Source organism: uncultured Ruegeria sp. (assembly GCF_947500045.1).
Lineage (GTDB): Bacteria > Pseudomonadota > Alphaproteobacteria > Rhodobacterales > Rhodobacteraceae > Ruegeria.
The window spans coordinates 48,361-66,550 of sequence record NZ_CANMQQ010000010.1 but is presented as its reverse complement, the minus strand read 5'-3'; the positions used below and the strand labels follow the sequence as shown (position 1 = coordinate 66,550).

16 protein-coding genes and 1 pseudogene are annotated in these 18,190 nt (G+C 55.1%); 10 read left to right on the top strand and 7 right to left on the bottom strand.

Features of this window, described 5'->3' with window-relative positions:
- Nucleotides 1-72 precede the first annotated feature (72 nt).
- The 3 genes from Q1B46_RS16130 to Q1B46_RS16120 all read left to right on the top strand — a co-directional run bounded on the left by Q1B46_RS16130 (nt 73) and on the right by Q1B46_RS16120 (nt 4,146).
- Nucleotides 73-927, top strand: coding sequence for an amidohydrolase family protein (locus tag Q1B46_RS16130; RefSeq protein WP_299949505.1), 855 nt, complete (start codon nt 73-75; stop codon nt 925-927).
- Nucleotides 924-2,165 carry a PfkB family carbohydrate kinase gene (locus Q1B46_RS16125; protein WP_299949503.1) on the top strand — a complete coding sequence of 414 codons (1,242 nt, stop codon included), beginning with the start codon at nt 924-926 and terminating at the stop codon, nt 2,163-2,165. The genes Q1B46_RS16130 and Q1B46_RS16125 overlap by 4 nt, the downstream gene beginning before the upstream one ends.
- A gap of 730 nt (nt 2,166-2,895) precedes the next feature.
- Entirely contained in the window at nt 2,896-4,146 is a 1,251-nt protein-coding gene (locus tag Q1B46_RS16120) for a Hint domain-containing protein (protein ID WP_299949501.1), read from the top strand.
- Between the two features lie 200 nt (nt 4,147-4,346).
- Here Q1B46_RS16120 and Q1B46_RS16115 read toward each other — a convergent pair.
- From Q1B46_RS16115 to Q1B46_RS16085, 7 genes and pseudogenes are all read right to left on the bottom strand, one after another.
- Nucleotides 4,347-4,679, bottom strand: a pseudogene (locus Q1B46_RS16115) (DDE-type integrase/transposase/recombinase); the annotation flags it as partial.
- A gap of 302 nt (nt 4,680-4,981) precedes the next feature.
- Nucleotides 4,982-5,356, bottom strand: coding sequence for an aminotransferase class I/II-fold pyridoxal phosphate-dependent enzyme (locus Q1B46_RS16110; RefSeq protein WP_299949499.1), 375 nt, complete (start codon nt 5,354-5,356; stop codon nt 4,982-4,984).
- Nucleotides 5,357-5,525: 169 nt separating this feature from the next.
- Nucleotides 5,526-5,744 (bottom strand): hypothetical protein, encoded by a 219-nt coding sequence (locus tag Q1B46_RS16105; protein WP_299949498.1) that lies wholly within the window; start codon nt 5,742-5,744, stop codon nt 5,526-5,528.
- Between the two features lie 20 nt (nt 5,745-5,764).
- Nucleotides 5,765-6,595 (bottom strand): GntR family transcriptional regulator, encoded by an 831-nt coding sequence (locus tag Q1B46_RS16100; RefSeq protein WP_299949496.1) that lies wholly within the window; start codon nt 6,593-6,595, stop codon nt 5,765-5,767.
- 24 nt (nt 6,596-6,619) lie between these two features.
- Nucleotides 6,620-7,375 (bottom strand): ABC transporter ATP-binding protein, encoded by a 756-nt coding sequence (locus Q1B46_RS16095; protein ID WP_299949494.1) that lies wholly within the window; start codon nt 7,373-7,375, stop codon nt 6,620-6,622.
- Nucleotides 7,376-8,152: an ABC transporter permease gene (locus Q1B46_RS16090; RefSeq protein ID WP_299949492.1), complete on the bottom strand. Its 777-nt coding sequence runs from the start codon at nt 8,150-8,152 to the stop codon at nt 7,376-7,378.
- Nucleotides 8,153-8,359: 207 nt separating this feature from the next.
- Nucleotides 8,360-9,385: an ABC transporter substrate-binding protein gene (locus tag Q1B46_RS16085; RefSeq protein WP_299949490.1), complete on the bottom strand. Its 1,026-nt coding sequence runs from the start codon at nt 9,383-9,385 to the stop codon at nt 8,360-8,362.
- Between the two features lie 225 nt (nt 9,386-9,610).
- Here Q1B46_RS16085 and Q1B46_RS16080 point away from each other — a divergent pair, with 225 nt between their 5' ends.
- From Q1B46_RS16080 to Q1B46_RS16050, 7 genes are all read left to right on the top strand, one after another.
- Nucleotides 9,611-11,197 carry a sulfatase-like hydrolase/transferase gene (locus tag Q1B46_RS16080; protein ID WP_299949488.1) on the top strand — a complete coding sequence of 529 codons (1,587 nt, stop codon included), beginning with the start codon at nt 9,611-9,613 and terminating at the stop codon, nt 11,195-11,197.
- Nucleotides 11,194-12,084 carry an alpha/beta hydrolase gene (locus Q1B46_RS16075; RefSeq protein WP_299949486.1) on the top strand — a complete coding sequence of 297 codons (891 nt, stop codon included), beginning with the start codon at nt 11,194-11,196 and terminating at the stop codon, nt 12,082-12,084. The genes Q1B46_RS16080 and Q1B46_RS16075 overlap by 4 nt, the downstream gene beginning before the upstream one ends.
- Before the next feature lie 519 nt (nt 12,085-12,603).
- Nucleotides 12,604-14,532, top strand: coding sequence for an acetoacetate--CoA ligase (locus Q1B46_RS16070; protein ID WP_299949484.1), 1,929 nt, complete (start codon nt 12,604-12,606; stop codon nt 14,530-14,532).
- Nucleotides 14,529-15,692: a thiolase family protein gene (locus Q1B46_RS16065; RefSeq protein WP_299949482.1), complete on the top strand. Its 1,164-nt coding sequence runs from the start codon at nt 14,529-14,531 to the stop codon at nt 15,690-15,692. The genes Q1B46_RS16070 and Q1B46_RS16065 overlap by 4 nt, the downstream gene beginning before the upstream one ends.
- Entirely contained in the window at nt 15,689-16,573 is an 885-nt protein-coding gene (locus tag Q1B46_RS16060) for a MaoC/PaaZ C-terminal domain-containing protein (RefSeq protein WP_299949480.1), read from the top strand. The genes Q1B46_RS16065 and Q1B46_RS16060 overlap by 4 nt, the downstream gene beginning before the upstream one ends.
- Before the next feature lie 11 nt (nt 16,574-16,584).
- Nucleotides 16,585-17,241, top strand: a complete 657-nt coding sequence (locus Q1B46_RS16055; RefSeq protein ID WP_299949478.1) for a class II aldolase/adducin family protein — start codon at nt 16,585-16,587, stop codon at nt 17,239-17,241.
- Complete coding sequence (locus tag Q1B46_RS16050; protein WP_299949476.1) at nt 17,238-18,188, top strand: carbohydrate kinase family protein; 951 nt, start codon at nt 17,238-17,240, stop codon at nt 18,186-18,188. The genes Q1B46_RS16055 and Q1B46_RS16050 overlap by 4 nt, the downstream gene beginning before the upstream one ends.
- Nucleotides 18,189-18,190 lie beyond the last annotated feature (2 nt).

The window sequence follows — 18,190 nt, the reverse complement described above, 5'->3', positions numbered from 1 at the left end:
TAATGTGACTGCTTTACCCAATGTGTTTTTAATTATATAAAACCAAAACACAAGGACTTCGTGAGGTATCCCATGTCAAAACCCGCCATGATCGACGCACATCAACACTTCTGGCAGATTGCGCGCGGCGACTACGACTGGATGACGGATGAGGTGGCAGCCATACGGCACGACATCCTGCCTCGCGATCTGGAGCCCCACTTGAGGCAGCACAAAATTGACGGCACGGTGCTTGTTCAAGCTGCCGGTGCGGTGGCCGAAACGGAGTTCATGGTCTCCTTGTCCAGGCAGGCGCACTTTATCAAAGGCGTTGTCGGCTGGGTTGATCTGGAAGACGCCAACGTTGCCGCAACATTGGATCGGTTGACGAAAAATACTGTCCTCAAGGGCATCCGCCCGATGCTGCAGGATATCGAAGACACCGATTGGATCCTGCGCCCTCACGTGATGGAGGCGTTGAAACAAGTGGCGGACCGTGGCCTGCGGCTCGACGCATTGGTCGTGCCACGGCATCTGGATGTGCTGGCCGCGATGGCTGAATGCCTGCCAAACCTGCGCATCGTCATCGACCATTGTGCCAAACCGGTAATTGCGGGCGGCGTAGATCCGGGTAACGCGTGGCGCGATGGCATGGAGAGGCTCGCGGCCTTGCCAAACACATACTGCAAGATCTCTGGCCTCGCCAATGAGGCCGGACCCGGCTGGAATGCCGATTGGTTATCACCGGTTGTGAACCACGTCCTGTCCACCTTTGGTGCGTCTCGCCTGATGTGGGGCAGCGATTGGCCGGTGCTGAACCTTGCGGGCGACTATACGCGGTGGAGAGACGTTTCGACCCAACTTCTGGGCCACCTACCCGCCGACGCACAGGCGGCGATCTATGGTGGCACCGCCACGGGTTTTTACGGATTGGATACCACAGAATGAGTTTTCATATCGCTTGCATTGGCGAACCTCTTGCCGAAATGTCGAACGGGCCCGGTGGGCTCAAAATGGCCTTTGGTGGCGACACATTAAACACGGCGATCTACTGCGCCCGTGCCTGCGCGGGCCAAGACATCACCGTGACCTATGTCACCGCCGTAGGCGAAGACGCTGCTTCTGTTGCGGCAATTGATCTGATGCGATCCGAAGAACTCAGCATAGAATTCGTTCGGCGAGATCCGAACCGCCAGATTGGAATTTATGCGATCCAGAATGATGCAAACGGCGAACGCAGGTTTCACTACTGGCGCGACAAGTCAGCGGCGCGACAGCTGTTTGCGAATGATGAGAGTGACGAAATAGAGGCGATTGCACATGCCGACCTGATCTACCTTTCGGGCATTACGCTCGCCATCATTTCACCGCCCGCACGAGACCGACTATTCAAGGCGCTTGTGGCGCGGCGCAAGGCAGGTGGCCTTTTGGCATTCGATTCAAACTATCGCGCAATGCTGTGGGAAGACGCCCGCACCGCCCACGTTCAGACGGAACGGTTCTGGTCCATCACCAACATCGCCTTGCCCACGTATGAGGACGAAGCTGAGATATTCGGAGACGCCACCCCTCGTGATGTCGTATTCCGTCTGCGCGGTATGGGAATTCAGAAAGGGGCGGTTAAACATGGCGCAAAGGGCCCCGTTCCGCTTGATGCCTCGTTACAGGATTTGACGTTCTCACAGGCACAATCGGTCATCGATACCACTGGGGCGGGCGACAGTTTCAATGGGGGTTATCTTGCCAGTTTTATTCATGGCGCACCGGAGGCCGACCGGCTTATGACAGCACACACGTTGGCGGCTGAGGTAATCGGCCACAAGGGCGCAATCCTGCCTCGCAACACGCCACCCACCGTTCGCCGCATCGGCAGCATAATCCGGCTAAGGCCTGAGCACGCAGAGGAATACATCCGCCTGCACGCAGATGTATGGGATGGTGTCCTCGCGCGGCTCAAAGCGTCGAACTTTCGCAACTACTCGATCTTTCTCAAACGTCCCGAACACCTGATGTTCGGATATTTTGAATATTCCGGAACCGATTTCGCCGCCGATACCGCCGCAATCGCAGCGGACCCTGTTACGCAAGACTGGTGGAAAGTCTGCGGCCCCATGCAAGACGCGTTCGAGACCCGCAAAGAAGGTGAATGGTGGGCCGATATGGAACAAGTTTTTTTCATGGAATAGTACACTGCGGGATAGTGAAGCTATCGGCTTTCTAACAGGAATAGCATAGGCGCTCGTACAAAATGACTTGGAGATGAACCCTGTATCAAGCTCTTATCATGACCATCTTTTTGTGCCTGGCGGCCTCTATCTCCAAGACCTTTTGAAATGAGACATCAGAACCTATCAAGGCGTTCAGATAAGTTGTGCATCTTGGCACACTCAAAATACTTGCCGTAGATTACTTTATTTGAGTTACCAAATCAGCTACCGCGCCCTACAGATTCCGGTGTATAGATGTCACTCTGCCCTAAATGTCTGTATATCCGGGGGTCGCCGAGTAGGGGTTGCCTATTCCAACGGCAAAGAAAAAAGAGCACCCGCCCTACTCATGTCTGACCGCAACCCAGCTTATCTACAGGAAACGTCGTCCAGGATTTAAGAGCACAGTCCGGTAATTAGCGATACAGTCCAGCAATTAGAGGCACAAACAAGCACTGATTTTGCTCACCTTCTGAAGCGAGTGTCCAACAAATCAGGGCACCGTGACACGCCGCTAAGCTGCTGGTCGAAACAGGCACAATTCTCAGAGTTCTCCGTTCTTTCGAATTGCGAACAAGGTAGGTCGAGCTTGCTATATCCAGTTCTCATGCGTCGTTTTTCCCAAGGTTGGGTTTGAACGGCTGGTCGGGTAGGATGTACCTCAAAAATGACTGCACTGTACTGACTTGTTTGAATAGTGGATCGCGGCATGCCGGTTTTTATCACTCTAACCAATGCAGACATAAACGATCCCTCTTTTTGGGCTTCGCTGGATATTGGCCCCGATAGCACGATTGATGCATCGGGGTTGAGCAACGCTATCCAAGTTACCATGACTGGAAGTTCCATTACATTTACCAACGTAAATACAGGCACCGTCACGTCCTATACCGACGGCGATCTTGCTGGTGGGTCTTTTAGCCAGTTTGTTGAGTACACCGGTAACAACAATGATGACGATGTAAGTGGGTCCGTAGGTCTGAACGCAGGTGGGTATAGCGGTGGGCGGGGCAACGATACCCTTGTCGATAGCGGCTCGCTCGGTGGAAGTATCAGCGGTGGGCGGGGTAATGACACGCTGCAAGGCGGCTCAGGCGACAACAATATCTTTGGCGGTCAGGGTCAAGATATCCTGCGCGGCGGTTCAGGAAATAACAATCTCAGTGGAGGCGGCGGTCGCGACACGCTTTTCGCGGAAGACGGCAGCGGCAATCTGGACGGCGGCGGCGGCAGAGACGTCATACACGCCGGATTGAACACAAGTTTCGTTGATGGCGGCAATGGAAACGACCGGTTGATTTTGCCTCCGGGCTCTACATTCACTCCATTTTCTCCTGGATCTACCGGTGGGACGGTTAACCTCCCGAACGGTCGAAGTTTTACCTATCTGAGTATCGAGACGGTCGAAATCGCATGTTTCACTGAGGGAACGCAAATTCGCACCCCGAGCGGTGATCGCCCAATCGAAGACCTGAAAGTTGGCGATCTGGTTGAAACACTGGATCATGGACCGCAGCCCGTGAGATGGATCGGCAAACGTTCTGTTTGCGGTCGGGGCAAACATACGCCAATCCGGTTTGCACCTGGCACGATCGGAAACCGTCGTGAGCTGCGTGTTTCACCCCAGCATCGAATTCTGGTTTCAGGTTGGCGCTGTGAACTGCATTTCCATGCACCCGAGTTGCTCTGTGCGGCCAAACATCTTTGTGATGGAGACCGAATCTACCGTGAACCTTGTGATACGGTAAACTACATCCACATAATGTTTGACAAACACGAAATCGTAGTCTGCGAGAACGCCCTGCTCGAAAGCTTTTACGCAGGTGAACACATACTCAATGCAGATCTTGAAGTTTATCAGGAGTTAGTTGAGATTTTCCCTGAGCTTGCTGACAGAAGATACAAACCAAGTCCTGCTCGCCCGTTTATCCGCCGCACCGAAGCTGCTCTCATTAACTGAATGGCGAGTTGGATTTCTAACCCAGGCTGCTCAGCCCTGGCCCGAAAAACAAGCCGACAAACGATGCCATGCTTATTGTCCAAAGTTCTCGTCTAACTCGTTCTTTCAAATGTATCACGGATGATGGCTGACTATCCTGGTCCGTTATTGGCAGGCGGGCTAAATATCACTTGGGGACACATCCCTCAAAAGCGCCAGCAGAATCTGTGATCCTGTTCGATCATGTTGTTCAAAAATTTGGACCTGATCGTCTGTACTTTGGCTGGGCAACCGAACCGCTTCAGGACTCTGTTCACTGCTCGAATGCCCGCAGCATTGGCGCCGCTCTTGTCTATGATGATTTTGTTTGGGATCCCCTTTGACGACAGTGCTTTGGCAAAGAACCTAGTAGCTGCTGGGCGATTTCGTCGCTCGGACAGCATGAAATCAAGGGTGTTCCCCGCTTTGTCGACTGCTCGATAGAAATACATCCACTTGCCGCGAACACGTATGTAAGTCTCGTCCATTCTCCAGGACTTCTGAGTTGGACGCTTCATTGATTGCTGTCACTGTACCCTAATTAATCAGATTCTGCGGATTTGGAGTATTCTGAGGCGAATCTGTACCCTTAATTGCAATACTTCCGCAGGCGATGCTGCAGGTCGGAACTCATACTTGTGTCCTTGGTAGCAAGGCGAAATCCGTCGGTGCGCTACAAAGGGAGAGTAAAGTTTTCCACAAGCGCGACTGTCTGGCAATTAATGGTGCAGTACTACAATTAACGGTACAATATGAAAATTAAAGGCACAAACCTGCATTGATTTTGCGGGGCAATTTCAGACAAGATTCTGATTTTTTAGGGTACAGTGACATTTACTCTGGTGAGAGCGTCAATAAGATCCGGATGTGCGACTGCCATTTCGAAGCGAAGCCCTGCAAGACTTCTTGATTTCGAGTACGTCTGAACGACTATCAGATTGTCGTATTGCGGAACCAGGCTAACGCTGCTTGAAGCGCCAAAATCAACATATGCTTCTTCAACAAGAACAACGATATCAGGATTTGATCGTAGTATTATCTCTATTTCTGAAAGCTCAATGGCAATACCCGTAGGTGCATTTGGGTTCGCAATGACGATGCCACCAGATTCACCTTTGAACCGTTTAGGATCTATGCGGAAATCTATGTCGAGCGGGTTTCTCTTTTTTGCACTCCATACAACTGGCAGCATGCGCGATAGAAACTATAGGTGATTTCAGGGAACAAAACGGCAGGCTTGCCGGTGAAAAAAGCGTTAAAGGCATGAGCGAGACCCGATTAGCGAGCGTGTGAAATACGGCCTGGCCGCGGCCCGCGCGTATGGGAAAAAACTAGGGCGCCAACCGGGGCAGCGTCCGAAATCAGACAAACTTGCACCGGACGTTCTTGCCGCCGTTGAAGAAGGTCGTAGCTATCGCTGGATCGCGCGTGACCTCGGCATCAGCAAGAATACCGTACTCAATATCGTCAAACGGCATCGTGGAAATGCTTAGAGTGTCATTTCGCCCCGTACCGTAAACGACCCCCACTCCTGCATCCTGTTCGGATACAATCGCTTCCATATGCAACGCCAAGCTCATCAAATTGGACGATTCCCGCTTTAATCTGAAACCGAAACGCGGATGCGTACGACCGACGAATCGTAGTACGACCGGTAGTATTCAAGGGGATTCCCGTCGTCTTGGTAACCGATGGATTCAATAAAAATCATCGACCGGGGTTCCGGAATACCCATGCGATCCAGCACGAATTTGGGGGGTGTTTCAGCGTTCAACCATCGATCCGCGCGCACAATCTTCAGGCCGAATTTGGTCGCCAGAACGTTGTGGATCGAACCGCCGCGAAAGCTGTCGTGGTCAAAGCCCTCAAGCTGGTCTGCCGGAAAGGACATGACCGAATGTGTGATCGCATGGCCGTCGATCCTAAAGACGCGGGTGATCCGAATGACTTCAGAGTTGACCTCTAGGCCCAGATTGGTTCGTTCTTGCGAGTCCGCTGCCTCGCGCACAAATTCGAACGTCTGCGTGTCGATGGAAGCACCGCGCGACAACATATCATCAAACAGGCTGATATTTGACGTGATAAACCCGCTTTCTTTCGGACGCTCACCCACAAACATACCCTTGCGCGGGATTTTCACGACCAGACCCTTGGTCGCCAAAGCCGAAATGGCATGCCGCACTACGGGCTTTGACACCTCGAATATCTCGCAAAGGATCGGCTCGGGAGGAATTCGACTGCCGACCACCAGCTTTCCACTGAGGATCATGCTTTCCAGATGCAGGTACAATTGTTCCCAGAGAGGCATCGTCTGCTTGCGCGACAAAGTCACATGGCGGCACTGATCCCGAAAAAGTTCAAGCGCATTCGCTTCGGCATCCTGAAAGCTTGGTCGACCAGCAATTTTTCGCTTTTTGTTACCCGCCTGCATGCCGCTGTATCCGCCTTTCAAAAATCAATGGTCGAGCATATTCCACAATTTGCGCTTGATATCCAGAAACTCGGACGTCAGCCGCATTTCGTTCGTTCTGGGGCGTGGAAGCGATACATCTTCAATGTGCCGAATGCGGCCGGGACGTGCAGACATCACAACGATCTGGTCCGACAGGAAAATCGCTTCTTCCAGGTCGTGGGTTACGAAGACAACTGTTTTCTGAGTCTCGCGCCAGGTGTCCAGCAAATCGGTTTGCAACCGCTCTTTGGTTTGCGCGTCGAGCGCGCCGAACGGTTCATCCATTAGCAAGACGTCAGGATCGTTGGCGTAGACCCGACCGATATCGACACGTTTTCGCATACCGCCCGACAACTCGCGCGGCCAGCGATGCTCAAATCCTTTAAGGCCGACGGCTTCCACCCATTTTTCCTCGGCGGCGGCCTGCTCGGCCTTGGATGCCCCGTGTATCCGGGGCCCGTAGGAGATGTTTTTTGCGACCGTCATCCAGGGAAATACAGCATCCTGTTGAAAGACCATGCCGCGCTTGCGATCCGTGCCCTTGATCAAGTTCCCATCCAGGGTCATTTCGCCGTCGGACGGATCGAACAATCCGGCCATCATCTTAAGAAGGGTGGACTTGCCACAGCCAGATGTTCCCACAATCGAGGTGAAGCTACCGGATGGAATATTGAGATTGATATCCTCCAAAACGGTCAGGGCTTCGATTGTGCCCTCTCCGAAAGTGTGAGTAAGGTCTTTGACTTTGATCTCGGACATTTATTCGCGAGCCTCCGACCAAACCATTAAACGCCGTTGAACGGAACGAAAAGTGCGGTCCATTATAAACGCGCAGGCTCCGATAATGACGATGATCATCATGACCTGATCTGTCAGAAAGTAGCGTCGCCCTTCTTGCAACATAAAACCAAGACCACTTGGAGCGGCAATAAGTTCGGCGGCGACAAGGGCTGTCCACGCCGCAGCGAGTGCGATGCGATAACCGGTGATGATAAACGGTGTGGCAGCCGGGATTGCGACCGTCCGAAACACCTGAAACCGTGACGCGCCCATCGTCGAAGCCGCATCGACATAAACTTGGGGAACGTTCTTCATGCCTGCAATCACGTTGACCACGCACACCATGAAGCAAGCGATCGAGATCAATAGAACGCGGCTGAATTCCTCGATCCCGAACCAGATGATGATGATCGGAATATATGCCAGCGGCGGGATCGGACGGACGGCTTCGATCAAAGGGTCCACGATGTATTCGATTGTTTTGTACCAGCCGACGAGACATCCCAGAACCAGCGCGCATGTTGTCCCGATGACAAATCCCAGACAAATCCTGTAAAGACTGGCAAAAAGTGCTTCCTGAAGTGCGCCTGAGCCCAGTGTCTTGAAAAAAGAGGTGACGATTAACGGTATTGGTGGAAGCAGGGCTGGGTTGTTTCCAGGCTTCAGGGTTATCAGATGGTAAGCCAAGAGGACCACCGAGACGGCTAGAACGCCCAGGACCAACCGACCTGTCAAAAATGCCTTTAGTTGTTCCATGAAGCCTCTTCCCGTTGGAGCGTGGTCTACGCCAACACTTTCCGCGTTTCTTCTTCGTACGCAACCATACGGCAAGCTTCTGCTATACCTCGGCCTGTTCTGCGTACGAATTTCTGTGACCGGGTCAGATTTGGCGCGCTCCGAATTGCAAGCACAACCGGAGCGCACGGCGCTTTTTGCGCCTATTCTTGGTGGCTTTGCCGCGACCTAGATCTTTTTGACGATTGTATCGTCTACAAGCGCGTCAAGGTCTGGCAACTCGCCAATCGACTCGTTCTTTAGCAGGAAGTTAGACTGCAGTTCGAACGCATCCTTAATTTCGCCGCTAGCATAGGCATCTTTGATACCCTGACGGTCTTGATAATCTGTCACACCCAGAAGAGGCGCGACATCATCTGTTGTCACGTTTGGACGACCAACACCTTTCAGCCAACGCGTGATCAGTTCAACCGTGCCGTCATAGTCTTCGCGCATCATCGGAATTGCTTTCGAATGATATGCGCTGACGATTTCAACCAAGGCTTCTTCCTTGGCATCAATGACCTGCTGCGTCGTCATAAGCATGTCGAGGATTTTTGGACGTTGCGCGCCTTGAAGTTCGGCGCCGTCAACAACCATGCTGGCTTCCGGCAGAGCATCGAAGATTGCGGCTTTTGCCGCCAATGACGGCAAGGTTGCATCGATTGCGCCTGCGATCAGGGCGGCTCCGCCGTCCATCGGTTCCATATTGACACGCTGCATCTCCAGACCCTTCAGGCCTGCAAGCTCAAGGGCTGTGTCAAGGAAGTAGTCAAAGTTCGAGCCGGTCGTCACACCAACCCGCTTGCCTTCAAGATCCGCAAGCCCGTTTATTCCGGGTTTGCCGACAATGGTAAACAAGGGGCCTGCGTCCGTTACAATCGAAATCTCGCGGAAATCTGCAATCTTGCGTGACATTGCGATAAGCGGCGGCACCGAACCAACTGTGATGACTTCGACGGATTCGCCGACCATGGCCTCGATGGCCGGTGGGCCAGACGGGAAGATGTCGTATTCCATCTCGACGCCCGGGGCGAAGCCCTCTTCTTGAATGACCCAGTAAAGCCCAAATGCGAAACCGGGCAACAAGCCAACCTTGAGTTTTTCGTTCGCCGCATGAGCTTTGCCAACAAAGAACGTTGGAGCCGCCAAAGCCGCCGCGCCTGCACGCAGGACTGAGCGCCGGCTCATGTAGCTTGTTTTTGAGTTTGCCATAGTCTTCCTCCCGAATTGTATCATCGCGGCACCCGCCGATACGGTGCGGCCCGATTCACTTTTGTATTTTCTGGTTATAACTAAAATAAGATCACGTCAATTCGAGTTTTCTAACATTACCTTGCTTGACTTGTTTCTGATTATAATCAAGACAGAAGTGATGTCCGCCCGAAACCAGCGGCAAAAGCGGGCAATGCGATCAGGACGGCTATAGCGAGGAAAACAATGAACATTATTCTTATCCTGGTCGATAGTTTAAACAAAGAAGCCTTGCGCATCTACAACGACCAAACTGAATGCAAGACCCCAGCCCTGACAGATTTTGCCGCCAAATCCCACGTATTTGACAACTATTTCATCTCCAGCCTGCCCTGTATGCCGGCCCGCCGAGAGCTGTTTTCCGGGCGCAAGGAGTTTTTGTGGCGTCCCTGGGGGCCTTTGGAGATATTCGATCCACGCCTGCCACAGGAAATCCAGAAGCAGGGCTACAACACCGCAATGGTGACGGATCACTATCACTATTGGGAAGAAACCGCGAACGGCTATATGGAATCCTTCATGTCATTGAACATGATCCGGGGCCATGAGACCGATTATTACGAACTGCCCACTAACGGCGATGTCCCCAAATGGGTCGACAAGATGAGCGAATTCCGCTCGACCTATCACATGCGCCAGTACTGGGAAAACGTGAAAGAATTCAAGGACGAGTGCGATTTCTTTCCGGCCAAAACGTTTACCGCGGCCAATGAATGGCTTGACAAATACGCAGACCGTAGCCCGTTCTTTTTGCAGGTCGAAAGCTTTGACGTGCATGAACCGTTCCACGTCCCGCCACCCTACGACAATATGTACACTGGCGATCTGGAAGGGACGGCGGACGACTATAACATCTGGCCTCCCTATCAGGTTTATGCCGATCAGGACGCCTTTTTCGCACAAACCACACCCGAAGAGCTGGCTTTCCTTAAGGCGCAGTATTACGGTAAAACCACCATGGTCGACATCTGGTTGGGCAAGTTCTTTGACAAGTTGTCTGCTCTGAACCTTTGGGAAGATACCATGGTCGTGTTCACCACAGATCACGGTCACGACTTGGGCGAACGCGGCTGTTTCGGTAAACAATTCCCCCACTATGACAGCCATGCGAATATCCCGCTGATCGTCTGGCACCCAAAGTCAAAAGGGGACGGGCGGCGCGTTAGCGCTTTGGTCCAGAACGTTGACCTATTTGCGACTTTGGTTGAGGCCTCAGGTGGCAAGGCGCCCGAAAACACCCGGCACTCGCAAAGCTTCCTTTCGGTGTTGGACGGCGGCAAAGAGGCACGTGCGGACTTGACCTATGGAACTTTTGGTCAGGGCATTTGCATCACAGACGGCGAATGGACATTGTTCAAAGCGCCGGTCGACGGCAAGCCACTTTATACATATTCGACCATGATTTCGACGCCATTGATCGTCGACAACCCTGTGGATGGGCGCATGGGCAAAGCCCCCCCTCCGCCGGTGGATCAGGATCAGTTTGATAGCACAGTTCCTTATCCGATGTGGAAAACGCCGATCAAAATTGATCCCAGAACCCACGAGGATTTCCTATTCAACCGAGTGGACGATCCAGGCCAAAAGAAAAATCTTTGGCACAGCCATCCCGAGCAGCGTGGACGATTGCTGGGGCTTTTGTGCGCCCGCATGGCCGAGGAAGGATGTCCTGGCGAACAATTCGAGCGCCTTGGCCTTGATACGATATCGCCGTTGCGGCGCAGTGATGGTCGCGGTGAAGGTGCATCAGAAAATCCCAGGCAAAGATCATGACGCTTAGTCCAGAGGCCAAAGCGCTTGAATTGCAGTTCCAACGGGACAACGATGGTCTCGGGCCTGACGATATCCTGCAACAACGGCTAAATACCGAAAAAATGGTCGAAATGACCGGCATCCCATCAGATGTGCGTTTTGACCCTCAGGTGATTGCAGGTATCCCATCGATTGTAGCGAACCCGCCAGACAAGCAGGCCGACTACGACATCGTCTTTTTGCATGGCGGCGGTTTTTGTGTTGGCTCCGCTCATTCGCATCACCGGTTTGCCGGCCATTTTGCGGCGGCCTGCAAAGCCTCTGTCGTGATCCCCAACTACGGGCTGGCACCGGAACACCCTTTTCCCACGGCCGTCGATCAATGTGTGGCTGTGATGTTAGATGTCATCGAGCGACATAACGAGGGCCGCACGGTGATCGTCGGCGACTCAGCGGGTGGCGGACTGGCGCTGTCTGCCTGCATGAAACTCCGCGACATGAAGGAAAAGTTGCCACTGGCCGCAGTTTTGCTGGCACCTTGGCTGGATCTGTCACTTTCGTCGCCATCCGTGCAAACGGTTGCTGCGCGAGATGTTGTGGTTTCAGAGGAACGGTTGGCCATCAGAGCAAACCACTATTTGGCAGGCGTCGATGACAAAGACCCAATTGCCTCGCCACTTCACGGTTCGCTAGCGGGACTGCCGCCGATCTACGTGCAAGCAAGCGAAAACGATATACTACGCGATGATGGGCATCGCCTGTCTGACAAAGCCGCGACCCAAGGTGCAGATGTGCGGTTCGAACTTGTGCCCGGGATGTTTCACGACTTTCAGTTCTTTGCCGGCAACCTTCCAGAAGCTGACGCGGCCATTGCACGCTGCTGCATGTTTCTCGAAAGTGTAATTTAGCACGCTGAGCGGATGCCCAGCCTGTGAACTGCACCTACCTGCCTCGCGCTCTGGGTAGGCGATCCACTATCGACAACCCCAAGACGAACTCAGTTAAACGGGCGTCTTACCTTGAGAAGCATTGATGTATCAGGGCAAACTATGCGCCCTAGGTTTTGTGTCCTATGGGACAAGATGCTCACGATTGTCGCGACCCCCTTGGTCAAACGAAGGAAAACTTAGAAATTACAGCACACCAACAGGGATGACCGCGCTGCACCGTCACCATGATGACGGGTCTGGATGCGCTTAGTCTGAACCATATGATTATGTCCATAATTTAGGCACTGAATCCCATAATAAATATTGTATTTCTTATTGACAGTATTCTGATCATAATCATAAATAAGCCATCACGCACCGCTGGACTACAAAGTGCGCTTTCGATGAGCCCGACATGACACCCATTTCTGCCCGCACAAATAGCCATGCCGCCAGCCCGATCATTCCCTTGATGCCCCAAACGACAAGGCACCTGCCGTGAGCGAAGATATACTTTGGACCCCAACCGATGCGTCCTCCACGTCACTGGCGTGGTTTGCGGAGGCCTGTGGGTTTGATGCCGGGCGGTATGATGATTTGCATCGTTGGTCGGTCAGCGACAAGAGGGCCTTCTGGTCATCGGTCTGGGACTTTTGCGAAGTGCTGGGCGAGCCAGGTCAGACGAAATTCGTGAGCAACGAAGCGGCGCCGATGACTGGGGCGCGGTTTTTTCCCGAAGCGCGTCTCAATCTAGCGGAAAACCTGATTGAGCGCGGTGCGGACAGCGATATTGCTGTCTGTACGGCGGATGAGGCCGGGCACTACGCAGAGGTGACCCGTCGCGCGCTTCGCCAGAAGGTGGCGCGAGTGGCAAAAGGACTTTTGGCTGCGGGCGTCACACCTGGAGACCGTGTCGCGGGCATTCAGGGCAATACGCTTGACGCGCTTGTCGCAACGCTGGCCAGTCTGGCTGTGGGTGCTGTCTGGACATCCTGCAGCCCGGATTTCGGCGCGGCGGCGATCATAGACCGGATCGGTCAGGTGGCCCCAAAAGTGTTGTTTGCCTCACCAAATTACCGCTATGGCGGCAAGGATCACGATATCTCAGACCGTCTGGCCAAAGTGCGCCGCGCCGTGTCGTCGATTGAACTTGTCGTGTCGTCGGGGGGGCACATGACCGAAAGCGTCCGTCAGGAAGATTTCGGTTCCGATGCGCGTTTGACCTATGCCCGTTTAGCCTTCGACCATCCGGCCTATGTGCTTTACACCTCCGGGACAACGGGTGCACCGAAAGCCATTGTCCATCGGGCAGGGGGAGTGCTGCTCCAACATTTGAAAGAGCATGTCCTGCACGGCGATGTCCGCGCCGGGGATCGCGTGATCTGGTACACCAACACTGCCTGGATGATGTATCACTGGAATATCTCGGCGCTTGCGGCAGGAGCGGCGGTCGTTTTATACGATGGGGCCCCGATCCTGAAAACTGGCGAGGGTCTGGACTGTGCCCGCTTGTGGACACTGGCCGGCAGGGCACAGGTCACGCATCTGGGGGTCAGTCCAAAGTATCTGTCGACACTCGCGGCTGAAGCGTTTCATCCCAAACACCACCACAAGTTGGAGGCACTGCGTGCCCTTCTTGTCTGCGGCGCCCCCTGTTTGCCGCATCAGTTCGACTGGGTCTATCAGGCGGTCAAGACAGACATGATGTTCGCCTCGATCTCGGGAGGAACGGAAATTTTGGGCTCGTTCTTGATAGGATCACCAATCCATCCGGTCCGGCGCGGGCAATTGACAGTTCCGGCGCTGGGCCATGCTGTGGCGGTTCTGGATGATCGGGGCGTGCCGGTGATCGGACAACGCGGCGATCTGGTCTGCACCGAACCCTTCCCCTCGATGCCCCTGACCTTTTGGGGCGATGGCGGTGATCAACGCTACCGCGACACTTATTTCGGCGACCGGCCCGAGGTTTGGACCCACGGCGACGTGGCCGAGATGACGCATACCGGCGGCGGCTATGTACATGGCCGCTCGGATAACACGCTAAAGCCCGGTGGCGTGCGGATCGGCATTTCGGAAATCTATGCGGTTTGCGAAACCTATTCCGAAGTGCAGGACTTTCTGGCCTTTGGCGCCGACCGTGACGGCGACGAGGAGGTTGTACTGGCCATTCAGCCGGTGAACGGTGCCGCGATCACGCCCGATCTGATCCGGCGCATCCGGGGAGATATCCGTACCCAGGCATCGCCCCGCCATGTACCCGCGCGTATCCACCTGGTCAGCGCCGTACCCTATACTATCAATGGCAAACGGGTCGAAGGTGCTGCGCGAACAACCGTCAACGGCGGCACGGTCCGGAACCTTGGCTCGCTGGCCAACCCCGAGTGCCTGAAAGAATTTAGCGCTCTCAGGCGCGAGGACGCCCTATGAAGCATCTGGCCCCGCGCTGCGCTATCTGTGGTATTGGCGAATTGAAACCCCAGCGGCGGACCGACGAAGTTTCGACCATGGAACTTTTGATCGAGGTTTCGGCCCTCGCAGCCGAAGACGCAGGGCTGTCCCCTGCCGAGATCGACGGTTTGCTGGTCGGGCCTCAGGTCGGCGAAACGCCCCAGCATGTCCCCGCCACAGTGGCCGAGTACTTTGGGATGCAGCCCACCATGTCGAATGTCATAGATTTAGGCGGCGCCTCAGGCCCCGGCATGATCTGGCGTGCGGCGGGGGCCATTGCCGCGGGCCAATGCGAAACCGTTCTTTGTGTCCTTGGCAACCACCGCAACGAAGATCCGCCGTTCGCTAAGAACCGCAACCCGATCCGCGAGTTCGATGTGCCCTTTGGGGCCTCGGGGGCCAACCCGTCCTATGCCCTGCTGATGCAGGCCCATATGGCGGCCTTTGATTGCAGGCCCGAGGATTACGCCGCCATCGCCGCCGGGTCACGGGCGAATGCCCAGTTGAACCCGGATGCGATATTCTATGGCAAACCCGCCAGTGTCGACGAGGTACTGGCCTCTCCTGTGGTCGCCTCGCCCCTGCATTTGTTCGAAATCGTGATGCCGGTGGCAGGTGGAGATGCGGTCATCGTCACCACAGCCGAGCGTGCTGCCAAAGGCCCGCACAAACCGGTCGAACTTTGGGGCGCGGGCGAGAAAATCACGCACCGCGCGGTCAGTCAGGCCCCCGACCTGACATCGGGGCCGTTAAAGCCCTCGATTGCGCGCGCTTTACATCAGGCCGGGATGGAGGCCCGAGACATTGACTTTCTCTCGCTCTACGACTGCTACACGATCATGGTCGCTGCAACGATCGAAGACGCCGGGCTTTGCGCGCCTGGCGAATTCGGGGACTGGCTGAACGACAATGGCGGTATGGGACCGGACGCACACCAACCGATAAACACCCACGGCGGTCAATTGGGTTTTGGCCAACCTGACCTCGCAGGCGGCATGACCCATGTGGTTGAGGCGGTTCGTCAGTTGCGTGGCGACACGCCAAACAGACAAATCCGAAACTGTATGTCCGCGCTGATCACCGGCAATGGCGCAACGATGAGCGAAGCAGTGGCTCTGGTCTTGGGGGTTGAGGGATGAATATCGAAAAACTGGCCGGCATTTCTGTTCCGGGCCCCACCATAATCCCTTTGACCAAACCCTTCTGGGCCAGTGCCGAAACGGGTGTACTGACCACGCAGAAGTGCGGCACCTGCGGCACCCGTGTTTTCTATCCACGTGGCCGCTGCCCGGTTTGCTGGTCGGATGCGCTGGATTGGGTGACGGTCAGCGGCGTGGCGCGGCTGAAAAGTTTCAGCGAGGTCTGGAAACCCGGCAACGAAGGCTGGATCCCTGCCACCCCCTATGTAGTGGGGCTGGTCACACTTGAGGAAGGCCCGACACTGTTGTCCACGATATTGTGCGATCAGGTGCCGCAGATCGGCGCGACGCTGCACTTTGTGCCCTTCAACATCGGCGGTCGGGTGCTGCCCTGTTTCCATAATTTCACCGAGGAGGAGGCCAAAGACATGGCAGATCAAGGCAAGGACGGCTGGGCCGGTGTCGTGAATGGCAAGCCAAAAATTGGCGACGCCATTGAACGCAAACGCACCACTCGAATGGAAGACATTCACGCCTTCACCGAAATGACCGGCGACCGCAATCCGGTCCATTATGACGAAGCGCTGGCCAAGAAAACGCCCTTCGGCAAGTTGATCGTGCAGGGCGGTGTGACCACAGGGATGCTGAATGCCTGCGTCGCCGAAGATCTGCCAGGCCCAGGCACGGTTTTTCTGAACACCAACCTCAACTTCCTCAAAGCCGTGGGCGTCGGTGAAGACCTGACCGCCCGCGTCGAAATCGAAACTGTCCGCGACGACAAGCCCATTTGCAAACTCAAGGTCCGCATCGTCGACAGCGCCGGTGACCCCTGCGTCGAAGGCGAAGCAACCACATACACTATGGCGCTGGAAGGGCTGTAAACACGTCTGGCATGGATGACCCAACCCTCAAAAAGCGACAGGCCATCATCGACCATTGCCTGCTGATGAACAGCTCAGGCCTGAACCAGGGCACCTCGGGCAATATTTCGATCCGGCATGACGATGGTATGCTGATCTCGCCCACCTCGATCCCCTACAGCGACCTGACACCTGACAAGATCGCCTCTGTCCACTTAGACGGACGGGCCGAGGGACCGATTGCGCCATCGTCGGAATGGCGGTTTCATCGCGACGTCTTTGTCGCGCGTCCGGAAGTCAATGCAATTGTGCATGCGCATCCGACCTATTGCACTGTGCTTGCGATCCACGGGCGTGAAATCCCGTCTGTTCACTATATGATGGCGATTTTTGGCGGGCCAAACGTACGCTGCGCACCCTATGCCATCTACGGCAGTCAAGACCTGTCAGATCACGCCGTCACAGCACTTGAGGATCGACACGCCTGCCTTCTGGAGCACCACGGCTCTATCGCGCTTGGCCGGGACATCGCGCAGGCGTACTGGAGGGCCGAGGAACTGGAAACGCTGGCACGCCAGTACCATGGCGCGTTGATGCTGGGCGATCCGCCTTTGCTGAGCAACCGGCAAATTCAGGATGTGATCGACAAGATTGCCGACTACGGGCTTTCAGACGAGGACACAAAATGACCCAATACGACCTGAGCGCCGTCGGTTTCGTCGTGCTGGACACGCTTTGCGCCCATGCTGATGCCATGCCCCCTCGCGGCGGCGCAACCTTCGTGGATCAAATGACGATGACAGTTGCAGGAACCGCCGGGGCCACAGCCTATGACTGTGCTTTGCTTGGCCTGAAGGTCAGGGTAGCGACCGAACTGGGCCGGGATGCCATGGGGGATTGGCTAACGGCGACCATGCAAGGTATCGGCATCGACACCAGCCTGATCAGCCGGAACGCAGCGGCGCAATCTCCGATGTCGATGCTGCCAATTGCACCATGTGGGGCGCGATCGGCTTTCTTTGTGCCCGGGACCTCAAACACCTTCACTCTCGACGACGAAGAACTTGAGGCGGCGTGCGACGCGCGGGTCGTCCATCTGGGCGGCACCGGGTTGCTGGCCGGGTTTGACGGTGCGCCGTCACTTGCGCTTTTGAAGCGCGCCAAAGAGCGGGGCTGCACAACCGTCTTTGATCTAATCCTTGCCAACGATCAAACCATCCGGCTTGTGGAACCCTTGTTGCCCTATATCGATTATTTCGTTCCTTCCATCGAAGAGGCGCGTAGCATGGCGGGCGGCGGCACCCCCGGCGAAGTGGCGACCTGGTTCAAGGCCCGCGGCGTGAAGAACGCACTGATCACTTTGGAAGGCGACGGCGTCTGGGTCGACCCTGATGAAGGAAAGCCCTTTCAACTGCCCGCCCATCAGATCGACGTTATCGACACGACCGGATGCGGTGACAGCTTTACGGCGGGCGTGATCACCGGCGTCTCCAAAGGCTGGTCCCTGCGCGAAACAGCGGGTTTCGCCAACGCAGTCGCGGCGCATGTTGCCCAGGGGTTGGGTAGTCAGGGCATCCTCCGGGATTTTGACACCACAGTTGCGAATATGAGGGCCTGGCCACTGAAGGAGTATTGAAC